This is a genomic window from uncultured Pedobacter sp., assembly GCF_913776295.1.
Taxonomy (GTDB): domain Bacteria; phylum Bacteroidota; class Bacteroidia; order Sphingobacteriales; family Sphingobacteriaceae; genus Pedobacter.
Genome location: NZ_CAJYOJ010000022.1, coordinates 23,810 through 42,554, shown reverse-complemented (window position 1 = coordinate 42,554; position 18,745 = coordinate 23,810). Strand labels below are relative to the sequence as shown.

Here is an 18,745-nt window from a genome sequence, read left to right as displayed (position 1 = left end):
TTTCCCCTATAAATTTGTTTAGGGGCTAAATTGGTTAACTTATCACTCATACATGGACTATTTTAAAAAGGCGATTTTAGGATTAATGATTTTCACATCAACAGGCAGTTTCGCGCAGAGCAGTTACGAAAGAAGCATGCAGGCGATGATGAAAGGTGATTATAAAACCGCGGCTATGCAATTAGAAAAGGCTGACGCTAAAACTCCCGATAATGCACACGTACTTCAAATGCTTGGATATTCTTACTTCCAAAACCGCGAATACGAAAAATGTATTGCCACTTACAGCCGCTTATTGAACATCAAACCTTCAGAGGTTTCGGCATACTATTATCGTGGTATTGCAAGGTTGAAAATAGCTAACGATCCTAAAGAATCGTTAAATACCATGCGCGAAAACTTCTATCTGGCCTCTCTTAAGGATTTTACAAAAGCCATTGAGATTAACGGTGATGAAGATGCGCAAATGTTTCAGAACCGTGGTTTAGCTTATAAGGATTATGCAATTTTCAGATCTTTTAAAGCAAAGAAAAAAGAAGAAAAAGCAGCTTGTATAGCTTTATTCAATAACTCTATCGCTGATTTTCAGAAGGTGCTTACTTTGCAGCCTTTAAGAAAAGATATTATTGATTGGGTAACTTACGATAAGGCGCAGATTGCAAGCCTGAAATAAATACAGCTTTGAATTTTAAATTAAAAAAATGGGACCTATTCGGGTCCCATTTTTTTTTCCAGGATTCCAATAACAGCATACTTCTTATCCTTTAAAAGTCTGATTTTCTGTTGTTTTTTGTAGCTGTATAAGCTATCAGGAAAGTAAGTTAATGTATCCTGAGATCGGTAAACGATATTTTTATTATCGATAACGATCTCTATTTTACCCACTTCCCGACCTCTCCAGGTGATTGAAACTTTTTTAACGGGAATCTTATCATGATCTGAAGTATAGATAGCTACCCCGTTTTTTTCTGTTGTTTTAAAACTTCCTTTCCAGGATGTTTTATTGATGTCGGCATTAACAAAAATAGCAAATTCCTTTGTCCAGTCGGCAATTTTAGCACTTTTGCTTTCAATTGTCCCGTTTACACTAACGGTTTTATTTACAGTGGGGTTTAGTTTTTGTAAACGCGAAATTTCTTTTTCAAAATATCCTTTTATATTGAAATATACTAAACTGGTATTTGCTTCAGCTTCTTTTCGCTGGTTACAGGAAAGCAATGCCAAAGCAAGTACCGGAATAAAAAGTTTTTTAATCATTATACTAAAACATTTCCTGTCATTTCTGCTGGAATAGCCACACCCATTATTTTGAGGATAGTAGGGGCGATGTCGCCCAATTTACCATCTGCAATGGTTTTATAGTCTTTGTCAATTAAAATGCAGGGAACCAGGTTGGTGGTATGTGCAGTATTGACCGATCCATCTGCATTCACCATAAATTCTGAGTTTCCATGATCGGCCAGGAGAATGAACGAATAACCATTTTCCAAACCTTTGTTTACTACGGTTTCGGCACATTTATCAGCAGTTTCCACTGCTTTAACCACGGCTTCAAAAACACCGGTATGGCCCACCATATCCGGGTTGGCAAAGTTTAAGCAGATAAAATCAGCCCATCCTGTTTCCATTTCTTTGGTGATGGCATCCGTAATCCCAGCAGCACTCATTTCAGGTTGAAGATCGTAAGTTGCTACTTTTGGCGAAGGAATTAATATGCGTTTCTCATTGGCAAATTCAGCTTCTCTGCCGCCAGAAAAGAAGAAAGTTACGTGAGGGTATTTTTCAGTTTCGGCAATACGGATCTGATTTTTATTGTTATTGGCCAATACTTCGCCAATGGTTTGGGTTAAATCATCTTTGGTGAAGATTACATTTACCTTTTCAAAACTCTCATCGTAGGTAGTCATGGTAACATAATACAATGGCAATTTATGCATTTGCTGCTCCGGGAAATCTTTTTGCGTCAAAGCTGTGGTAATCTCACGTCCCCTGTCTGTGCGGAAATTGAAACAGATGACCACATCATCATTTTGAATGGTTGCTACGGGAGTACCATTATCTTGCGTTAACACAATTGGTTTTAAAAACTCGTCAGTAATACCATCAGCGTAAGATTTTTTGATTGCAGCTAAAGCATTTTGTGTTTTTTCGCCAACGCCATTAACCATTACATCATAAGCTTGTTTCACGCGTTCCCAACGGTTATCGCGGTCCATGGCGTAATAACGGCCAACCATGGTAGCCAGCTTAGTATTAGAATTTTGTAAGTGATTGTCGAGGTCAGAGATAAAACCCAGACCAGAGTTTGGATCCGTATCACGGCCATCTAAAAAAGCATGTACAAAAGAGTTAGGTACATTTGCTTCATTCGCGGCATCGCATAAGGCTTTTAAATGTTCTATATGTGCATGTACACCACCGTTCGAAACCAGCCCGATAAAGTGAACTGCTTTATGATGCTGCTTGGCGTAATCGAATGCACTGACTAAAACAGGGTTGTGGTGCAATTCCCTGTCGGCTATCGCTTTATTGATTCTTCCAAGCTCCTGGTAAACTACCCTGCCGGCACCTAAGTTCATGTGTCCAACTTCTGAATTACCCATTTGTCCTGCAGGTAAGCCTACAGCTTCACCAGATGCCTCCAGTTTAGAATTTGGATATTTCTGTAATAACGAGTCGAAAAAAGGAGTATTGGCAGCATACGCAGCATCAGAATTATCTTGTTTTCCATAACCCCAGCCATCAAGGATTATCAGTGCGAGTTTTTTATCGTTTACCATTTTTATTGTAAAATTTATTGATCTATGTCAAAACATTTTCATGGATACCATGTTTAGTATTTTGTTTGCATGGCAAATATAACTTTATTGAGGCGGATACAAATGAAGAAATCCTTTTTTTGATATGCTAATGGCATAATTTTAGCTATAGGGTTCTGTATAAAATACAGAAATGATCCGGAGCTTGTTTTTACTCATAATTAGTTTGTCGTCGTTATATCATCCTAATGCCTTTCAGGCTGATATAATTGATGATTTGTCGTCGTATTTTAAGGCTGGTAACGCTAAAGAAATTGCCAAAGATTTTGCCTCAACCATCGAACTGATCATTATTGATGAAGAAGATGTATACTCAAAAGCACAGGGCGAACAGATTCTGAGGGATTTTTTTATCAAACATCCTCCGGTAAAAACAAGTATTTTCCATAAAATCAATACCAATCCAAATTATCGTTTTGGTGTAATCATGTTGAGTACTGCCAAAGAAACTTTCAGGGTTTCTATCACCATGAAAAAATTCAATACCAGCTTTTCTATTACCGAATTAAGAATAGAGCCTGCAAAGGATTAGTTTTTAGCAATAGGTTTGGTGTTAGAAGCTTTCTGGATCTCAGGCTAAATTAGATTTACCATTCACATTAAACTTTCAGGAAATTGCCTGCTAACAAATAATTCTTATTTTTGCGGCACTAAAATCTATATTTTGGATATTCAACTGATACATCAATTCATCAAAAATGCCCTTGCCGAAGATGTTGGGGACGGCGATCATACTTCACTTTCCACCATTCCGCAGGGAACCCAAGGAAAAGCAAAACTGATTATCAAAGAAGATGGTATTTTAGCTGGAATTGAACTGGCTATTGAAATATTTAAGGAGGTTGATCCCGGCTTGAAAGTTGAGGTATTTCTGCAAGATGGTGTGGCCGTTAAAGTTGGTGATATCGCCTTAACGGTTGCGGGAAGTACACATTCTATTTTAATAGCCGAAAGATTGGTGTTAAACTGTATGCAGCGCATGAGCGGCATTGCTACTAAAACCCATCGCATCGTTTCGCTGTTAAAAGCGACCAATACCAGGATTTTAGATACCCGTAAAACCACTCCTGGTTTGCGTTATTTAGAGAAATGGGCAGTAAGGATTGGCGGAGGAGTAAATCACCGCATAGGTTTATATGATATGATCCTGATTAAGGATAACCATGTAGATTATGCAGGAGGGATTTCAAATGCCATTACAGCGGCTCAAAAATATCTGACAGATCAAAATAAATCACTTCAAATTGAAATTGAGGTGCGGAACCTGGAAGAGTTGAAACAGGTTTTAGCTGTTGGTGGTATAGACCGGATTATGCTGGATAATTTTAGTTTCGAAGATTTAAAGGCTGCTGTTGCATTAATCGACAGGAAATTTGTGACCGAGGCTTCCGGTGGGATTACTGAAGAGAATGTAACTGCATACGCCGCTTGTGGAGTAGATTTTATATCGATGGGTGCGCTTACACATTCTGTGAAAAGCCTGGATATGAGTTTAAAAGCGTACTAAATTGATTTGCTCTAAAATTAAAAGCTTATTTTTTGTAACATTGTAGGCTATGGTTACGGTTTATTCTCTCAGCGCGTTATTAGTTGCTTACCTTTTCGGGTCTATACCAACAGCTGTATGGCTAGGTCAGGCCTTTTATGGCATTGACGTAAGGGAATATGGAAGTGGCAACGCTGGTGCAACGAATACTTTTAGGGTGTTGGGCAAAAAAGCCGGAATTGCCGTGATGATCATCGATATTGCGAAAGGCTATACCGCAACCAATTTAGCTTATCTGATTGGCATGTCGGTAACCGGGCCACAAAATTCAGTTGTTTTTGTTAACTATCAGCTTGCTTTGGGAGTAACCGCAGTTATGGGGCATTTGTTTCCTGTTTTTGCCGGTTTTAGGGGTGGTAAAGGTGTAGCTACACTTTTTGGAATGATTTTGGCAGTCAACTTTGAAGCATCTATGCTTTGCGTTCTGGTTTTTGTGATCGTGCTGCTATTAACTAAATATGTTTCATTAAGTTCCATTTGTGCAGGATTTACCTTTCCCTTAAGTGTCGTTTTCCTGTTTCAGGTTTCCATCAAATCTGAAGTGCTTTACGGCATGGTGGTTTGTATTTTAATTCTGGTTACCCATCAAAAAAACCTCGAAAGATTGCTGAAAGGCAAAGAATCAAAAGTGTATTTGTTTAGAAAGAAAACGAATTAACCCACAAAACACATTTCTTTAAAACTTATTTATGGGCTTGCTGTTTAATCAACGGCTTTTGCTTATCAGTTTACGAATCATTTAAAAAAATCGCATTTATGAAAAAAATATTTTTAGCAGCCAGTGTTGCTGGGATTTTATTATTTAACTCATGTTCTACCGTGCCTTTAACGGGCCGTAGCCGATTTGATCTGGTAAGTAACGACCAGGTTTTGCCAATGGCATTCCAGGCTTATAATACTTTTTTAACAGAAAATAAATCAGCCGTTTTACCTGCTTCAAATGCTCAGGCTTTGAAGGTTAAAACCGTAGGGAATCGGTTAATTAATGCAGTAAAATCATATATGAACAGCAACAACTATGGTAATCTGATTGCTGATTATCAATGGGAAGTTAATGTTGTACAAAATAATGAAAAAAATGCCTGGTGTATGCCTGGAGGTAAGATTGTAGTTTATACAGGTATTTTGCCTGTTACCCAGAATGATGCCGGCTTAGCTACCGTTATGGGGCATGAGATTGCCCATGCCATTGCGGGCCATTCAGTAGAACGGATGTCGCAGGAAATGGTTGCTCAGGGGATTGGGGCTGCTGCAGGCGTAGCGCTGTCTAAAAATCCGCAAACACAATCCATTTTTAATACCTTATATGGTGTAGGTACCCCTGTTGCGATGTTGAAATTTAGCCGTAACCAGGAGTTGGAAGCTGATCGATTAGGCTTGATTTTTATGGCCATGGCCGGATATAATCCTCAAAATGCTACTGCTTTCTGGAATAGGATGGCTTCGGCCTCTGCGAGCGGACAAAGACCACCTGAGTTTTTAAGTACCCACCCAAGTGATGCTACCCGTATTGCACAGATTCAAAAATATTTGCCTGAAGCGCAACAGTATTATAAGAGATAAGATTTAGGGTTGAAGGTATAGGGCGTAGGGTTGAAGGCAGAGGGCTTGAAGGGTGAAGGGTTTAGTGTGAAGCAAACACGCGTCTGGTCTTAGCGTCTCGCTATGACCTGCTTCGTTTAAAAGATTTTTCCACGGCATTTAGAATTATAGACTCTTTATTTAATTTTAAGTCGTAGCGAGACGCTACAACCAGTATGGTTTTTTCAACAGTATCTGGTCTTAGCATCTCGCTAAGACCTTTTTCGTTTAAAAGATTTCTCCACGACGTTCAGAATGATTGCTCTTTTATTTAATTTTAAGTCGTAGCGAGACGCTACAATCAGTATGGCATAATGATATCGATTACATTGTAGCGAGACGCCGAGACTAGAAAGTTAACCACTGGCAAATAAACTAATGACCATTGAACAAATGAACTGATTAACCACCTAAAACCTTTAAAATCGCACTCGCTTTTAGCAAACATTCTTCGTATTCTGAAAGGGCATTACTTTCGTAAGTGATGGCTCCACCAACCTGGAATGATAAATATTTGGATTCAGCATCGTACAAGATACTTCTGATCACCACGTTAAAATCGAAATCGCCATCAGGTGTTATATAGCCAAAAGAGCCTGAATAAATGCCCCTTTTGGTCACTTCGTGTTCTTCAATCAATTTCATGGCTTTTACCTTTGGTGCCCCCGTCATAGAACCCATAGGGAAAGTATTTTTTATGGCATCGATAAAGTGGATTTCTGGATTTAATTCACAGCTAATGGTCGAGATCATTTGATGGACTTGTGGGAAACTGTAGATGCCAAATAATTCATCAACGGTAACAGAACCTTTGACTGCAGATTTAGTGAGATCATGACGTACCAAATCAACAATCATTACATTTTCTGCCTGTTCTTTAATGTCATTTCTGAGCTGCAGTTTTATAGCTTTATCCTCTTCAGGATCAGAACTTCTTTTGGCAGTGCCTTTAATGGGTTGTGAGGTCAGTTTCGATCCGCTTTTGCATAAAAATCTTTCTGGTGTGGCAGATAAGATATATTTATCATAAACTTTAAAATAACCTGCAAATGGCGTTGGAGAGACATGATTTAAGGCTTCAAAAGTATGAATGGGGTTTATTTCAGCATTCTCAGCAAAAAACTCCTGACAAAAATTGATTTCATAAATATCGCCCCTATGGATGTGGTTTCTTAATGCCTCAACTTTAACTATATATTGATCTCTGGATAATCTTGATGAGATCTGTACGGCTTTCGCTTGTTTTTTATTTTCAAAAGCTGCAGATTCGATCTCTTCTAAAACAGATTGATCACCAATAAGCACTTCAGCGCTACCATTTTTAAAAGCAATCAGGTATTTTGGAACAAAGAAATATAAATCTGCAAAATTTAATCCATCAGGACGATTTGAGTAAAGCGCTTCTATTTCGTTTTTCAAATCATAGCTGAAATAGCCGAAAATCCATTGCTGATGTGCAGCATAAAAATTCTTTAATTCATCAAAACTATTGCCTGCTGAGCACTTGAGTTCGTCAGACACATCTGCAGCGATCATGAAATCGTATGCCGAATAGTCATCTTTATAGTCGTTTGAATCTAAAAAGCAACAGACTTTGAACTGGTTGGCCCAGTGTAATGCTTTTCGTTTAAAATCAGATATGTTTTGCGGGGTTTCCAAGCTGTCGCAAAGGTAAAAATAGGGATGGTAATTGTAAGAAATTAATTTTTATCTCTTGATAATTATGGTTAGCATCGTAAAATTAGTGTTTTTTAGGATTCATTTTGGTATGCCTAACCCTTAATATTCTTATGATCTGATTTTCGTTTCGATAGGATATCCTAAAATGATGTTTTTCAAAAGCACGATATGTCCCGTCGTTATCCTTTTTATATTGATCAATCTTATGTTTTTCAGGATACTGGACTATATTTTCTACTGCTTGGGTTAAATCATTTATTACCTTTATTGCATTTTTGGACGGATTCTTGGCTAATTTAATTATAGATTTCTCTTAATTGGTTTTTGGCTTGCTTAGTCCAGACAATTTCAAGATGTTTGGTTACCAACTTTTAATCTCATTTAATAATTTATCATGAGAAATATAATTGCCATTTTTGAACTCATGCTCTGCGGCTAAAAGCTCATTATTATAGACTTCAATGGTAACCTTTGAATTTTCTTTTTTTCCTTTTATAAACGCTTTAAGCATTTTAACTACAGAAGTTTTTTCGGCATCATCTAGCTGGGTAAAATAATTTAGCATTTCGCTTTCTAAGATAGTTGCCATAATCAAAGTGTTTGTACTCAAAAATAACTAAATTGGAGATGAAAACAAACTTTTGAAATCAAGTTATTATATCAATCGGCAATGAGTTGCCGACTTTCTGGCGTTATTGTTCTTAAAGTTGACAACTCTGGAACTAAAAAAGCAACCCGGTTGAGAACCACGAGTGCTCAGCGAAGCTAAATCTGTTTAGATAGATCTCCAACTTCGCTTTGCTACGGTCGAGATGATGATTTTTTTTGATAAGTAATTCGGAAAAAAAAAGCAACCCGGTTTCGGGTTGCTTTCTTCTATTCGTCCTCACCCTGAACTAAATTCAGCATGACGAATCTAATGTTTTAACGTAATTCTAATGTTTGCGCTCTATCCGGGCCTACTGAAAGGAATTTGATCGGCACTTCCAGTTCTTTTTCCAGGAATGCAATATATTCAGTCAATTTAGCTGGAATTTCGTCCACAGATGTGATTTTGGTTACATCTGTAGCCCAGCCATCAATTGCTTTTAATACTGGTTTTGGTTCAATAGAGATGATGTCATAAGGCATGTAATCGATGGTTTCACCGTTGTACTCATAGTGAGTACAGGCATAAATGGTATCGAAAGTATCTAATACGTCTGCCTTCATCATAATTAATTCGGTTACACCGTTTAACATGATGGCATATTTTAAAGCAGGAAGATCAATCCAGCCACAGCGGCGGGCCCGACCTGTAGTTGCACCAAACTCATGACCTAAGGCACGTAAATTTTCACCCACTTCATTATCTAATTCGGTAGGAAAAGGACCGCCACCAACACGAGTACAATAGGCTTTGAAAATACCATAAACAGCACCTACTTTATTCGGCGCAATACCCAGACCGGTACAGGCACCTGCAGTGGTGGTGTTACTTGAAGTTACAAAAGGATAGGAGCCAAAGTCCACATCTAACAACGTTCCTTGCGCACCTTCTGCTAAAACTGCTTTTCCTTCTTTAAGGAAACCATTTACATAGTGTTCGCTATCTACATGTGGAATGGTTTTCAGGAATTCGATTGCTTCAAAGAATAATGTTTCTTTTTCTGACAATTCATATTCAAAATCTTCGTAATGAGAAAGGATTTCGGTATGTTTTTCTACCAGTTTGGCATAACGTTCTTTAAAATCAGGTAGGGTCGTATCGCCAACACGCAAACCATTACGGCCGGTTTTATCCATATACGTCGGGCCAATACCTTTTAAGGTGGAGCCAATTTTGTTTTTACCCATGCGCGCTTCGTTAGCTGCATCCAATAACTGGTGGGTTGGTAAAATTAAGTGTGCTTTACGGGCAATTACCAGTTTGCCATCGGCAATCGGGTCATGACCAGCTTTTTTTAAATTATCTAACTCTCTTTTTAGGATAATAGGGTCGATGACTACACCATTACCGATCAGATTCATGGTTTTTTCGTTAAAAATTCCGGATGGAATGGTATTTAAAACGAATTTTTTGCCATCAAACTCTAAAGTATGTCCGGCATTTGGGCCACCCTGAAAACGGGCGATAAGATCATATTTTGGACTGAGTACATCAACGATTTTTCCCTTTCCTTCATCGCCCCATTGCAGGCCGAGAAGTACATCTACTTGCGTCATTATTTAATAAATTAGGCTGGTTTTATTTGTATTTTGATTTAATTTTGTTCAATTTTTTCTGTTGCCGCAGTTTCACTTACTTTTCTGGCCATGCTGCAATCAGAACAGAAACCATAAAGATTTAACGAATGGTGTTTAACATCAAACTTTAAAAGATCACCAACCATGGTTTGGATCTGGTGAATACGGGGATCGCAAAATTCTACTACTTTACCACATTCTATACAGATCACGTGATCATGCTGGCGATAACCGTACGATTTTTCGAATTGTGCCATGTTTTTACCAAACTGGTGCTTGGTAACTAAATCGCAGGAAACCAGTAACTCCAATGTGTTATAAACCGTAGCACGGCTTACGCGGTACTTTTGGTTTTTCATATGGATATACAGGGTTTCTACATCAAAGTGGTCATTTCTTGAATATATTTCTTCCAATATAGCGAAACGCTCTGGTGTTTTACGTAGATTTTTGTTTTCTAAATAAGCCTCAAAAATCTTGCGAACGAGCTCATTTGTTTTTTGTTCAGACATAGTTTTTAAACTCCATTCAAAGGTAGGTAATTAGTTTGATTGTTCGAGGGTTAGATTGTTTAAATGTTGTAATAAGTCGGAGGTCTGAGCTCAGGAGTCAGAAGTTGAAATGGCAAAACTTCTGACTTAGACTCAAAACCCTGACATCCGACTCCGGACTCCTGACTTAGGAATGTGGACTAACTAAGCATCAAACCTGGTTACTCCGGTAACGCCCCTCACTTTTAATAAATTTTTAATCAGATTTTCGAGATGTTCGGTATCATTTACAAAAATCATGATCGAACCGTCAAAAATCCCCTCATTGGTATCTACCGTAATTGAACGCATATTTACTTTAAAATCGGTGGAAATAACGCGTGTAATGTTGTTGATTAAGCCAACATCATCAATACCCACAATACGTAAGCCGGTTAAGAAAGTTAATTCCTGTTGTTTGTTCCATTTGGCTTTAACCACCCGGTAACCATAATTGGCCATTAACTGTGCTGCATTTGGGCAATTGGTGCGGTGTATTTTTATCCCTTCACTCACGGTGATGAATCCAAAAACATCATCGCCAGGTATCGGGTTACAACAGGCCGCCAACGTATAATCAATACGCTGCATATCTTCACCAATGAGTAAAATATCAGATTCTCCACCTTTAATTTTACTTTTTATGCCATCAACAGAAAGATTTTCAGGTCGTTCCGGACTGCGGCTTTCCACTTCTTTTCCATTAGACAAATACTCTTTAATGTCTTTTAGCTCTATTTTTCCGAGGGCAACATTCACAAAAAGTTCCTGGGTGGAAGGTAGCTTAAAGAAATAACTCAGTTTTTGGATGTTTTCGGTATTGTAGGTAATTTTAAGCGATTTTAGCTTCCTCTCTAAAATCTCCTTGCCATTTTCGGCAATTTTCCGCTTTTCTTCTTTTAGAGATGATTTAATTTTCGATTTGGCTTTAGCGGTAACCACCACGTTGAGCCAATCTTCTTTAGGGGTTTGTTTGCTTGAGGTGATAATCTCTACCTGATCGCCATTTTGAAGTTTGTAGGAGATGGGAACCAGTTTATGGTTTACCTTGGCTCCGATACAGGTTGCACCTACATCGGTATGGATTTCGAAAGCAAAATCCAATGCAGTAGCGCCCAAAGGCAGCTGGATTAAAGCACCTTTTGGCGTGAAAATAAAAATCTCATCCGAGAAAAGGTTCATTTTAAAATCGTCAAGGAAATCTAAAGCGTTGGCTTCGGGATTACTTAACATTTCGCGTACCTTTTGGATCCACTGGTCGAGACCATTGTCGTTGCTTGATTCTTTGTATTTCCAATGTGCCGCGAAACCTTTTTCTGCAATCTCATTCATGCGTTGCGTACGGATCTGTACTTCCACCCATTGCCCGCGTGGACCCATTACCGTAGTGTGCAAACTTTCGTAACCATTTCCTTTTGGCGATGACACCCAATCGCGTAAGCGATCCGGATTTGGGCGGTATAAATCGGTTACAATGGAATACGCTTTCCAGCAATCGGCCTTTTCATTTTCCGGGGCCGAATCCAAAATAATCCGTATGGCAAAAAGATCATAAACTTCCTCAAACGGGATGTTTTTCTTTTTCATCTTGTTCCAGATGGAGTGGATAGATTTCGGTCGGCCGTAAACATCGGCAACTAAACCTTGTTCATGAACAATCTCATCAATAGGTTCTACGAATTTTTTGATAAAAAGCGCACGTTCGGCTTTTTTCTCATTTAACTTTTTGGCGATGAATTTATAAGTATCAGGATCAAGATATTTCATCGAAAGATCTTCCAATTCTGATTTTATGGCATATAAACCTAAACGGTGAGCTAGGGGGGCGTACAGATAAATGGTTTCTGAGGCGATTTTAAGCTGCTTGTGGCGGGGCATAAAATCCATTGTACGCATGTTGTGCAAACGATCGGCAAGTTTGATGAGAATAACGCGGACATCATCGGCCAGGGTAAGCAGCATCTTGCGGAAATTTTCAGCCTGCAATGAGCTATTCGTGTCAAAAACACCCGAAATTTTGGTTAATCCATCAATAATTTTAGCGGTTTTTTTGCCAAATTCTCGTTCAATATCTTCTAAAGTGATGTCTGTATCTTCCACCACATCATGCAATAAGGCGCATACGATGGAAGTTGTTCCCAAGCCAATTTCTTCGGCAGCAATCTGTGCTACAGCGATGGGATGATAAATATAGGGTTCTCCCGACTTCCGGCGCATATCTTTATGGCTCTCGAGAGCCATATCAAAAGCTTTCCGGATTTCTTTTTTATCTCCTTTCTGTAAGGTAGATTTACTTGCCCGAAGTAATGCCCTGTATCTTTTTAAAATCTCTTGCTTTTCCGCCTCTAAATCAATCACTAACTCTGTTTTCATTTGTATTTTTTGCGTAAAAATTGCGTCTTATTTATGAATAAAACTTATATTAGTTCTGTGAAACAACTAATATATGAAATAACACCTAACTTTGTAAAAGTATAAATTTATGAAATTTAAAGGGCTATTTTTTCTTTGTATTGTAATGATTTATGGTGTTTCACTGCAGGCGCAGGAGCCAACTACCCCTGTATTCCCAAAATTAGGTAAAAGCGATACCATAAGAGTAGCCTCAACAAATGATAACGGAGTGATGATTCCATGGATGCAATTGAACGAGGTGAACATTTATGCAGCCAGAATCTGGAAATCGCCGGCAGAACAGGCCGCTTATAACCGTTTGCGGTATAACGTTTTAAAGGTAATGCCTTACGCTTTGTTTGCCAAACGCCGTTACGAACAACTGGAGCAGGATTTAGCCAAAACTTCGGAGAAAAAAGAGCAAAAACAATTGGTTAAGCAGTGTGATAAGGAAATCAAAGACATGTTTAACCGCGAAATAAAAGAATTGACGATTACTCAGGGGCAGATTTTAACAAAACTGATCGACCGCGAGGTGGGCAGAACAACTTATGATATCGTAAAGCAAACCAAAGGCGGTTTTGCGGCATTTTCTTATCAGATTGTTGCCCGTGTAGTAGGACACAATTTAAAAAGTACTTACGATCCGAATACAGACAGGGATATAGAATCTATCATCCGTACTTCAGGATTTTATCAATAACACATCATGCAGCATAGCATCCCCAATATTTATTCATTTAAAGTGAAGAAAGTTAATGGTGAAGAACAGCCATTATCTGTTTATCAAAACAAAGTTGTTCTAATTGTAAATACCGCATCAGAATGCGGTTTAACACCACAGTTGAAGGAATTACAGCAACTTAAAGACGAGATCAACCATCCTGATTTTGAAATTCTGGGCTTCCCCTCTAATGATTTTGGAAAGCAGGAACCTTTGGAGGGATCTGATATTACCTCTTTCTGTGAGATTAACCATGGTGTAAAATTTCCGGTTTTTGATAAAATTATTGTTCGCGGGAAAAATGCCCACCCACTTTATCAGTTCCTGAGCGATAAGAAACAAAACTCCAAATTAAGTTCGAAACCCCGTTGGAACTTTCATAAATACCTCGTGAACAAAAATGGCGAGCTGGAAGATTATTTTTTACCAATCACCAAGCCCTTAAATTCGAAAATCAAAAAGAAAATTCAGCAGTTGCTGAACCAAAATGCCCATTAATTACAACATGAAATTAGATATTTTAGTGATTGCCGTGCATCCCGATGATGCGGAGCTTTGCTGTTCAGGTACAATTTTAAAACATATTGCCCTGGGTAAAAAAGTGGGCATTGTAGATTTAACCAGAGGTGAATTGGGTACACGCGGTACAGCAGAAACGAGAGATGAAGAAGCGGCAGATTCAGCTAAAATTTTAGGCTTGCATATCCGTGAAAATTTGAGGTTGAGAGATGGGTTTTTTCAGAACGACGAATTTCACCGTTTAGAAGTGATTAAAGCCATTAGAAAATATCAGCCGGAAATTATTTTAAGCAATGCGTTAGAAGACCGCCATCCCGACCATGGGAGAGCAGGCGACCTGGTTTACGATTCGGTTTTTTTATCGGGTTTGCCAAAAATAGAAACCTCAGTAGATGGGATTAAACAAGATGCACATCGCCCCAGATTGTTATTGCAATTTATTCAGGATCGGTATTTAAAGCCTGATATCATCGTAGATATCTCGGATCATATGGATAAAAAGATCGAATCGATCCAGGCTTTTAAAACACAGTTTTATAACCCGGATGTAGAAGGTCAGCAAACCTATATCTCCTCACCTGAATTTTTCGAAAGTGTAATTGGCCGTGCAAGAGAGTTTGGAAAAAGTATTGGTGCCACTTTTGGCGAAGGCTTTACTTCCAGGAAATTGTTGGGTGTGGATAATTTGTTTGAATTGAGGTAGGTCTTTTTTTAACCGCAAAGCTCGGAGAGAAAGGTACAAAGGCCGCCAAGCTGGCCACATTTTTCTTAATTTGTTAAACTTCAAGGCCCTCTGTGGGAAAATTGAAATAACGCTTTGATCTTAACCACAGAGACTCACTGTGAAAGACATAAAGAGCACCGAGCTGGGTACATTTTTTAATGACCTGAACCTCAAATGTCTTGTGAAAAAGTTTTGCGCTCTTAGCGGTTAAAATCTATGTGTTCCTCTGCAAAATTCAGTGCCTTTTGTCGTTAAAATAAGATGCGGCTTTGCGTTTCTTCGCGGAAAAACTTTGTGCCCTTTGCGGTTATTTTGAAAGTCCAACAAAACCGCCCTTCATTTGTTATTCTCAAAACGAATAATAATGGCCAATATATTTTCTTCTCTCAAAAACGCTTATCATCTTTTTAAACATGTAGATTTCGATAAGTTAGAAGCTTTATCGAAGAAAGTCGATTTACCTAAAATGGTCGAGACGATATCAAGCCTGGATGATAAACAAATTCAGGGGATGATGAAAATGATGGGCGGATCTGGTAAGAAGAAAGAATTGCCGCCTATTGAAGGTGACTTTTACCATTTGGGTGATGAAGCGTTAAAGGATGAAGACCGTGCGCTTCAGTTAAAAGTACGTGCTTTTTTAGAACAGGAAGTAAAACCAATAGTTAACCATTACTGGAACAAAGCGGAATTCCCTTTTGAAATTATCCCAAAACTGGCAGAACTTAATATCTGTGGTTTAACCTATAAAGGTTACGGCTGTCCGGGGAAATCGAATTTGATGGAAGGGATTTTAGCCATGGAAATGGCCCGGATTGATACCTCCATATCAACTTTTTTTGGAGTGCAGAGTGGTTTGGCCATGGGCTCGATCTACTTATGTGGCTCCGAAGAACAAAAGCAGCAATGGTTGCCGCTCATGCAGCAGTTTAAAATTATCGGGGCATTTGGTTTAACTGAGCCTGAAGTAGGGTCTGCTGCTGCCGGCGGACTAACCACAACATGCAAAAAAGTAAATGGCAGATGGATATTAAACGGTCAGAAAAAATGGATCGGCAATGCCACCTTTGCCGATATCTTAATTATTTGGGCACGCGATGAAGAAAGTGGCGAAGTAAAAGGTTTTATTGTTAAAAAGGATAATCCGGGTTTTGCCGTTGAGAAAATGCATGATAAAATGGCCCTACGGATTGTGCAAAACGGAATAATTACCTTAACCGATTGTGAGGTAGAGGAAGCTGATCGCCTGCAACATGCCAATTCATTTAAAGATACCGCAAAAGTTTTGCAGATGACCAGGGCAGGAGTAGCCTGGCAGGCGGTAGGTTGCGCCCGTGGCGCTTATGAAAATGCCCTTGAATATACGCGCACCAGAAAACAGTTTGGTAAACCCATCGCATCTTTTCAGTTGATTCAAAATCACCTGGTAGAAATGTTATCGAATTTAACGGCGATGCAAACACTTTGTTTCCGTTTATCGCAATTACAAGATCAGGGTTTATTAAAAGATGAACATGCTTCGCTAGCCAAGGTTTTCTGTTCATTAAGAACGCGTGATGTAGTAAGTAAAGCAAGAGAAGTGATGGGGGGAAATGGTATTTTGCTGGAATATAATGTAGCCCGTTTTGTGGCCGATGCTGAAGCGATTTATTCCTATGAGGGTACCAAAGAAATTAATACACTCATTGTAGGTAGGGCTATAACAGGCTTTTCAGCTTTTGTTTAGTTTGGAAAACCCACAAAATTTAATGGCTAGTGTTGTAGAATTTCGTGAGTTTAAGGTCGGGCTCGAGCTTAGGTACGTATGATACTTTTAAGTTTGAGCCTTGTCAAAGACCGATGTTGTATGCTAAATAGCAGGTTTTTTTAAGGTTAGGAAAACAAATGTCAGCATTTCATAGGTGCTGTTGCCCTGCCATTCCTGCCCGTACTGCAGGCGGGCGTTTCAATCTTTTTGCGCATTTGTCATGCTGAGGCACGAAGCATCTTTTTCGTCGGTTAGAGATGCTTCGTTCCTCAGCATGACAGTATATTCAAGGGTACGGCAAGCAAAAAGGATTTTCGCTGCTGTCAGGTTTATTGAACGATGGCTTGTTTCAAGGCACAAAACTTGATATATAAACCCGATTGGAACGGATGCCAATTTCCTTCAAATTGGCAGTAGGGAAAGCGGGACTGAAAATGCCAAATGCTCAGAACCCTTCATTTCCAGATAATCATGAATTTTTATGTTTTGGCCCGAAGTTTAACTTCTGTTTAAAACGGATGTTTATTAAATGCGACCTGGCTCATCGCACTTTTTTCATACAGAGCAATACAGTCCTTGTTGAAAACCGGATCGAAATTCACCTCTCCGGGCTGTAAGTTCTGCGGAACATTTGCATTATGCATAAAAAAATAGACTTTGGTGTTTCCGTATTTGGTATGGGGCATTAAATTACCATAATCCTCCATTTCTTTCCAGATGGAATCTTTAACACTTACCACATAAATCCGTTGTACCGGACCGGTGTTGTTGGCGTTTCGATATCTGGCGATTTCTTTAAAGCCAGCTTTCATATCGTCAATCCCAGGTTGACTGACCATATCTTTAACCATAAAAAAGATCAATGCTAAAACCCCTGCGAGCAGCAAATAAACCGACGATTTTCTCTTCATGCCTACAATAAAGGCAATATTTTTTCCATAACCGTCAGGCCTTCGTCAATATGCTTCTGCTCAATACAGAGTGCCGGACGGAAACGTATTGTTCTCTCCCCACAGCCTAAAAACATTACATTATTATCCAGTCCTTTGCTAATAAATGTATTGCGCATTTCTTTTGTCGGGAAATCGAAAGAACATAATAAGCCTCGTCCGCGTACATTTGTCATTTGATCAAATTGATGCGATAGGTTTTCTAATTGATCTTTTAAGTAAGTGCCTACTTTTGCTGCGTTTTCACAAAGCTGATCTTCTTCCACAATCTGTAAAATCTGTGAGGACCGTACCATATCAACCAAATTGCCTCCCCATGTTGAGTTGATACGGCTAGGCACTTTAAATACATTGCTTTCAATTTCGTCTACCTTGTTGCCAACAAGAATGCCACAAACCTGCATTTTTTTACCAAAAGCGATAATATCTGGTCGGGCTTTTTCGCTAAAGTGCTGGTGACACCAGAATTTACCGGTTAACCCGACACCGGTTTGTACTTCATCATAAATCAAAAAGGCATCATTTTCATCGGCTAAAGCTTTAAGCTGAATCAAAAATTCTTCCCGTAGGTGATTATCTCCGCCTTCTGATTGAATGGGTTCTATGATGATGGCGCAGATGTCATCTTTATGCGCTGCAAAGGCTTTTTTGATCTGGGCCAATGAAGTTTCTTCGGTAGCAATGGCATGATTTAAACGATCTCCTGTTAGTGGAAATTTAACCTCCGGAACAGCTACCCTAGGCCAATCGAACTTGGCAAACCATTTTGTTTTATCGGGTAAGGTATTGGTTAAGCTCAACGTGTAACCTGTACGGCCATGAAAAGCCTTTTCAAAGTGCAAAACCTTAAAACCTTTTTCTTCAGTATATCCTTTTGCGAAGTTTTTCTGAACTTTCCAGTCCATGGCAACCTTAATGGCGTTTTCTACCGCTAAGCCACCACCCGCAATAAAAAATGCATGGGGCAGATAATCGGGAATGCCAATTTTTGAAAATGTTTCCAAAAATTGTGCATATTGTTGGGTATAAACATCGGAGTTCGATGGATTAGCCAAAGCGGCGAGCAAAAGATTCTTTTTAAAAGCTTCGTCATTAACCATTTTGGGGTGGTTATAACCTAAAGGAACCGAAGCAAAACAAGTGAAAAAATCGAGTAAAGTCCTATTGTATTTCGAATCATAAATGTAAGCGCCGTGACTTTTTTCCATATCATAAGTCAGGTCGAAACCATCGGCCAAAATGTGCTTACTTAACGATTCGTTAACGCGATCTGCAGGTACAGTTAATTGATACATAAACTTGGTT

19 protein-coding genes are annotated in these 18,745 nt (G+C 39.0%); 9 read left to right on the top strand and 10 right to left on the bottom strand.

The window, feature by feature from the left end:
* Window positions 1–52 precede the first annotated feature (52 nt).
* Window positions 53–673, top strand: a complete 621-nt coding sequence (locus QZ738_RS04600; RefSeq protein WP_293785117.1) for a tetratricopeptide repeat protein — start codon at window positions 53–55, stop codon at window positions 671–673.
* 35 nt (window positions 674–708) lie between these two features.
* On the opposite strand, the gene QZ738_RS04595 is transcribed toward QZ738_RS04600, so the two are convergent.
* Together QZ738_RS04595 and gpmI are read right to left on the bottom strand one after the other, a co-directional pair.
* Window positions 709–1,257: a hypothetical protein gene (locus tag QZ738_RS04595; RefSeq protein WP_293785115.1), complete on the bottom strand. Its 549-nt coding sequence runs from the start codon at window positions 1,255–1,257 to the stop codon at window positions 709–711.
* Window positions 1,257–2,780, bottom strand: a complete 1,524-nt coding sequence (gpmI, locus tag QZ738_RS04590; RefSeq protein ID WP_293785113.1) for a 2,3-bisphosphoglycerate-independent phosphoglycerate mutase — start codon at window positions 2,778–2,780, stop codon at window positions 1,257–1,259. The genes QZ738_RS04595 and gpmI overlap by 1 nt, the downstream gene beginning before the upstream one ends.
* A gap of 205 nt (window positions 2,781–2,985) precedes the next feature.
* Between gpmI and QZ738_RS04585 the strand changes: the two genes are divergently transcribed.
* The 4 genes from QZ738_RS04585 to QZ738_RS04570 all read left to right on the top strand — a co-directional run bounded on the left by QZ738_RS04585 (window position 2,986) and on the right by QZ738_RS04570 (window position 5,928).
* Window positions 2,986–3,351 carry a DUF4783 domain-containing protein gene (locus QZ738_RS04585; RefSeq protein WP_293785111.1) on the top strand — a complete coding sequence of 122 codons (366 nt, stop codon included), beginning with the start codon at window positions 2,986–2,988 and terminating at the stop codon, window positions 3,349–3,351.
* A 132-nt stretch (window positions 3,352–3,483) separates the two neighbouring features.
* Window positions 3,484–4,326 (top strand): carboxylating nicotinate-nucleotide diphosphorylase, encoded by an 843-nt coding sequence (gene nadC, locus QZ738_RS04580; protein WP_293785109.1) that lies wholly within the window; start codon window positions 3,484–3,486, stop codon window positions 4,324–4,326.
* Window positions 4,327–4,375: 49 nt separating this feature from the next.
* Complete coding sequence (gene plsY / locus QZ738_RS04575; RefSeq protein WP_293785107.1) at window positions 4,376–5,023, top strand: glycerol-3-phosphate 1-O-acyltransferase PlsY; 648 nt, start codon at window positions 4,376–4,378, stop codon at window positions 5,021–5,023.
* A 98-nt stretch (window positions 5,024–5,121) separates the two neighbouring features.
* Entirely contained in the window at window positions 5,122–5,928 is an 807-nt protein-coding gene (locus QZ738_RS04570) for a M48 family metallopeptidase (RefSeq protein ID WP_293785105.1), read from the top strand.
* A gap of 420 nt (window positions 5,929–6,348) precedes the next feature.
* On the opposite strand, the gene QZ738_RS04565 is transcribed toward QZ738_RS04570, so the two are convergent.
* The 6 genes from QZ738_RS04565 to QZ738_RS04545 form a co-directional block, all read right to left on the bottom strand.
* A complete protein-coding gene (locus QZ738_RS04565) occupies window positions 6,349–7,605 on the bottom strand; it encodes an anthranilate synthase component I family protein (protein WP_293785103.1) in 1,257 nt (418 codons plus the stop codon).
* Between the two features lie 82 nt (window positions 7,606–7,687).
* The gene (locus QZ738_RS21290; RefSeq protein WP_367268562.1) at window positions 7,688–7,927 is read right to left on the bottom strand and encodes a type II toxin-antitoxin system RelE/ParE family toxin; all 240 of its coding nucleotides are present in this window, start codon (window positions 7,925–7,927) and stop codon (window positions 7,688–7,690) included.
* 60 nt (window positions 7,928–7,987) lie between these two features.
* Entirely contained in the window at window positions 7,988–8,215 is a 228-nt protein-coding gene (locus QZ738_RS04560; RefSeq protein ID WP_293785101.1) for a hypothetical protein, read from the bottom strand.
* 335 nt (window positions 8,216–8,550) lie between these two features.
* Window positions 8,551–9,831, bottom strand: coding sequence for an adenylosuccinate synthase (locus QZ738_RS04555; RefSeq protein WP_293785099.1), 1,281 nt, complete (start codon window positions 9,829–9,831; stop codon window positions 8,551–8,553).
* A gap of 38 nt (window positions 9,832–9,869) precedes the next feature.
* Window positions 9,870–10,364: a Fur family transcriptional regulator gene (locus QZ738_RS04550; RefSeq protein WP_293785097.1), complete on the bottom strand. Its 495-nt coding sequence runs from the start codon at window positions 10,362–10,364 to the stop codon at window positions 9,870–9,872.
* 183 nt (window positions 10,365–10,547) lie between these two features.
* A complete protein-coding gene (locus QZ738_RS04545) occupies window positions 10,548–12,755 on the bottom strand; it encodes a bifunctional (p)ppGpp synthetase/guanosine-3',5'-bis(diphosphate) 3'-pyrophosphohydrolase (RefSeq protein WP_293785095.1) in 2,208 nt (735 codons plus the stop codon).
* 109 nt (window positions 12,756–12,864) lie between these two features.
* On the opposite strand from QZ738_RS04545, the gene QZ738_RS04540 reads away from it, so the two are divergent.
* The 4 genes from QZ738_RS04540 to QZ738_RS04525 all read left to right on the top strand — a co-directional run bounded on the left by QZ738_RS04540 (window position 12,865) and on the right by QZ738_RS04525 (window position 16,469).
* Window positions 12,865–13,479 carry a DUF4294 domain-containing protein gene (locus QZ738_RS04540; protein ID WP_293785093.1) on the top strand — a complete coding sequence of 205 codons (615 nt, stop codon included), beginning with the start codon at window positions 12,865–12,867 and terminating at the stop codon, window positions 13,477–13,479.
* Between the two features lie 6 nt (window positions 13,480–13,485).
* Entirely contained in the window at window positions 13,486–13,998 is a 513-nt protein-coding gene (locus QZ738_RS04535; RefSeq protein WP_293785091.1) for a glutathione peroxidase, read from the top strand.
* A 7-nt stretch (window positions 13,999–14,005) separates the two neighbouring features.
* Window positions 14,006–14,722 (top strand): bacillithiol biosynthesis deacetylase BshB1, encoded by a 717-nt coding sequence (gene bshB1 / locus QZ738_RS04530; RefSeq protein WP_293785089.1) that lies wholly within the window; start codon window positions 14,006–14,008, stop codon window positions 14,720–14,722.
* A gap of 385 nt (window positions 14,723–15,107) precedes the next feature.
* The gene (locus tag QZ738_RS04525; protein ID WP_293785087.1) at window positions 15,108–16,469 is read left to right on the top strand and encodes an acyl-CoA dehydrogenase family protein; all 1,362 of its coding nucleotides are present in this window, start codon (window positions 15,108–15,110) and stop codon (window positions 16,467–16,469) included.
* Window positions 16,470–16,999: 530 nt separating this feature from the next.
* Here the strand turns inward: QZ738_RS04525 and QZ738_RS04520 are convergent.
* Together QZ738_RS04520 and lat are read right to left on the bottom strand one after the other, a co-directional pair.
* Window positions 17,000–17,401, bottom strand: coding sequence for a hypothetical protein (locus QZ738_RS04520; protein WP_293785085.1), 402 nt, complete (start codon window positions 17,399–17,401; stop codon window positions 17,000–17,002).
* A gap of 2 nt (window positions 17,402–17,403) precedes the next feature.
* Window positions 17,404–18,735 carry an L-lysine 6-transaminase gene (gene lat, locus QZ738_RS04515; protein ID WP_293785083.1) on the bottom strand — a complete coding sequence of 444 codons (1,332 nt, stop codon included), beginning with the start codon at window positions 18,733–18,735 and terminating at the stop codon, window positions 17,404–17,406.
* Window positions 18,736–18,745: the final 10 nt, after the last annotated feature.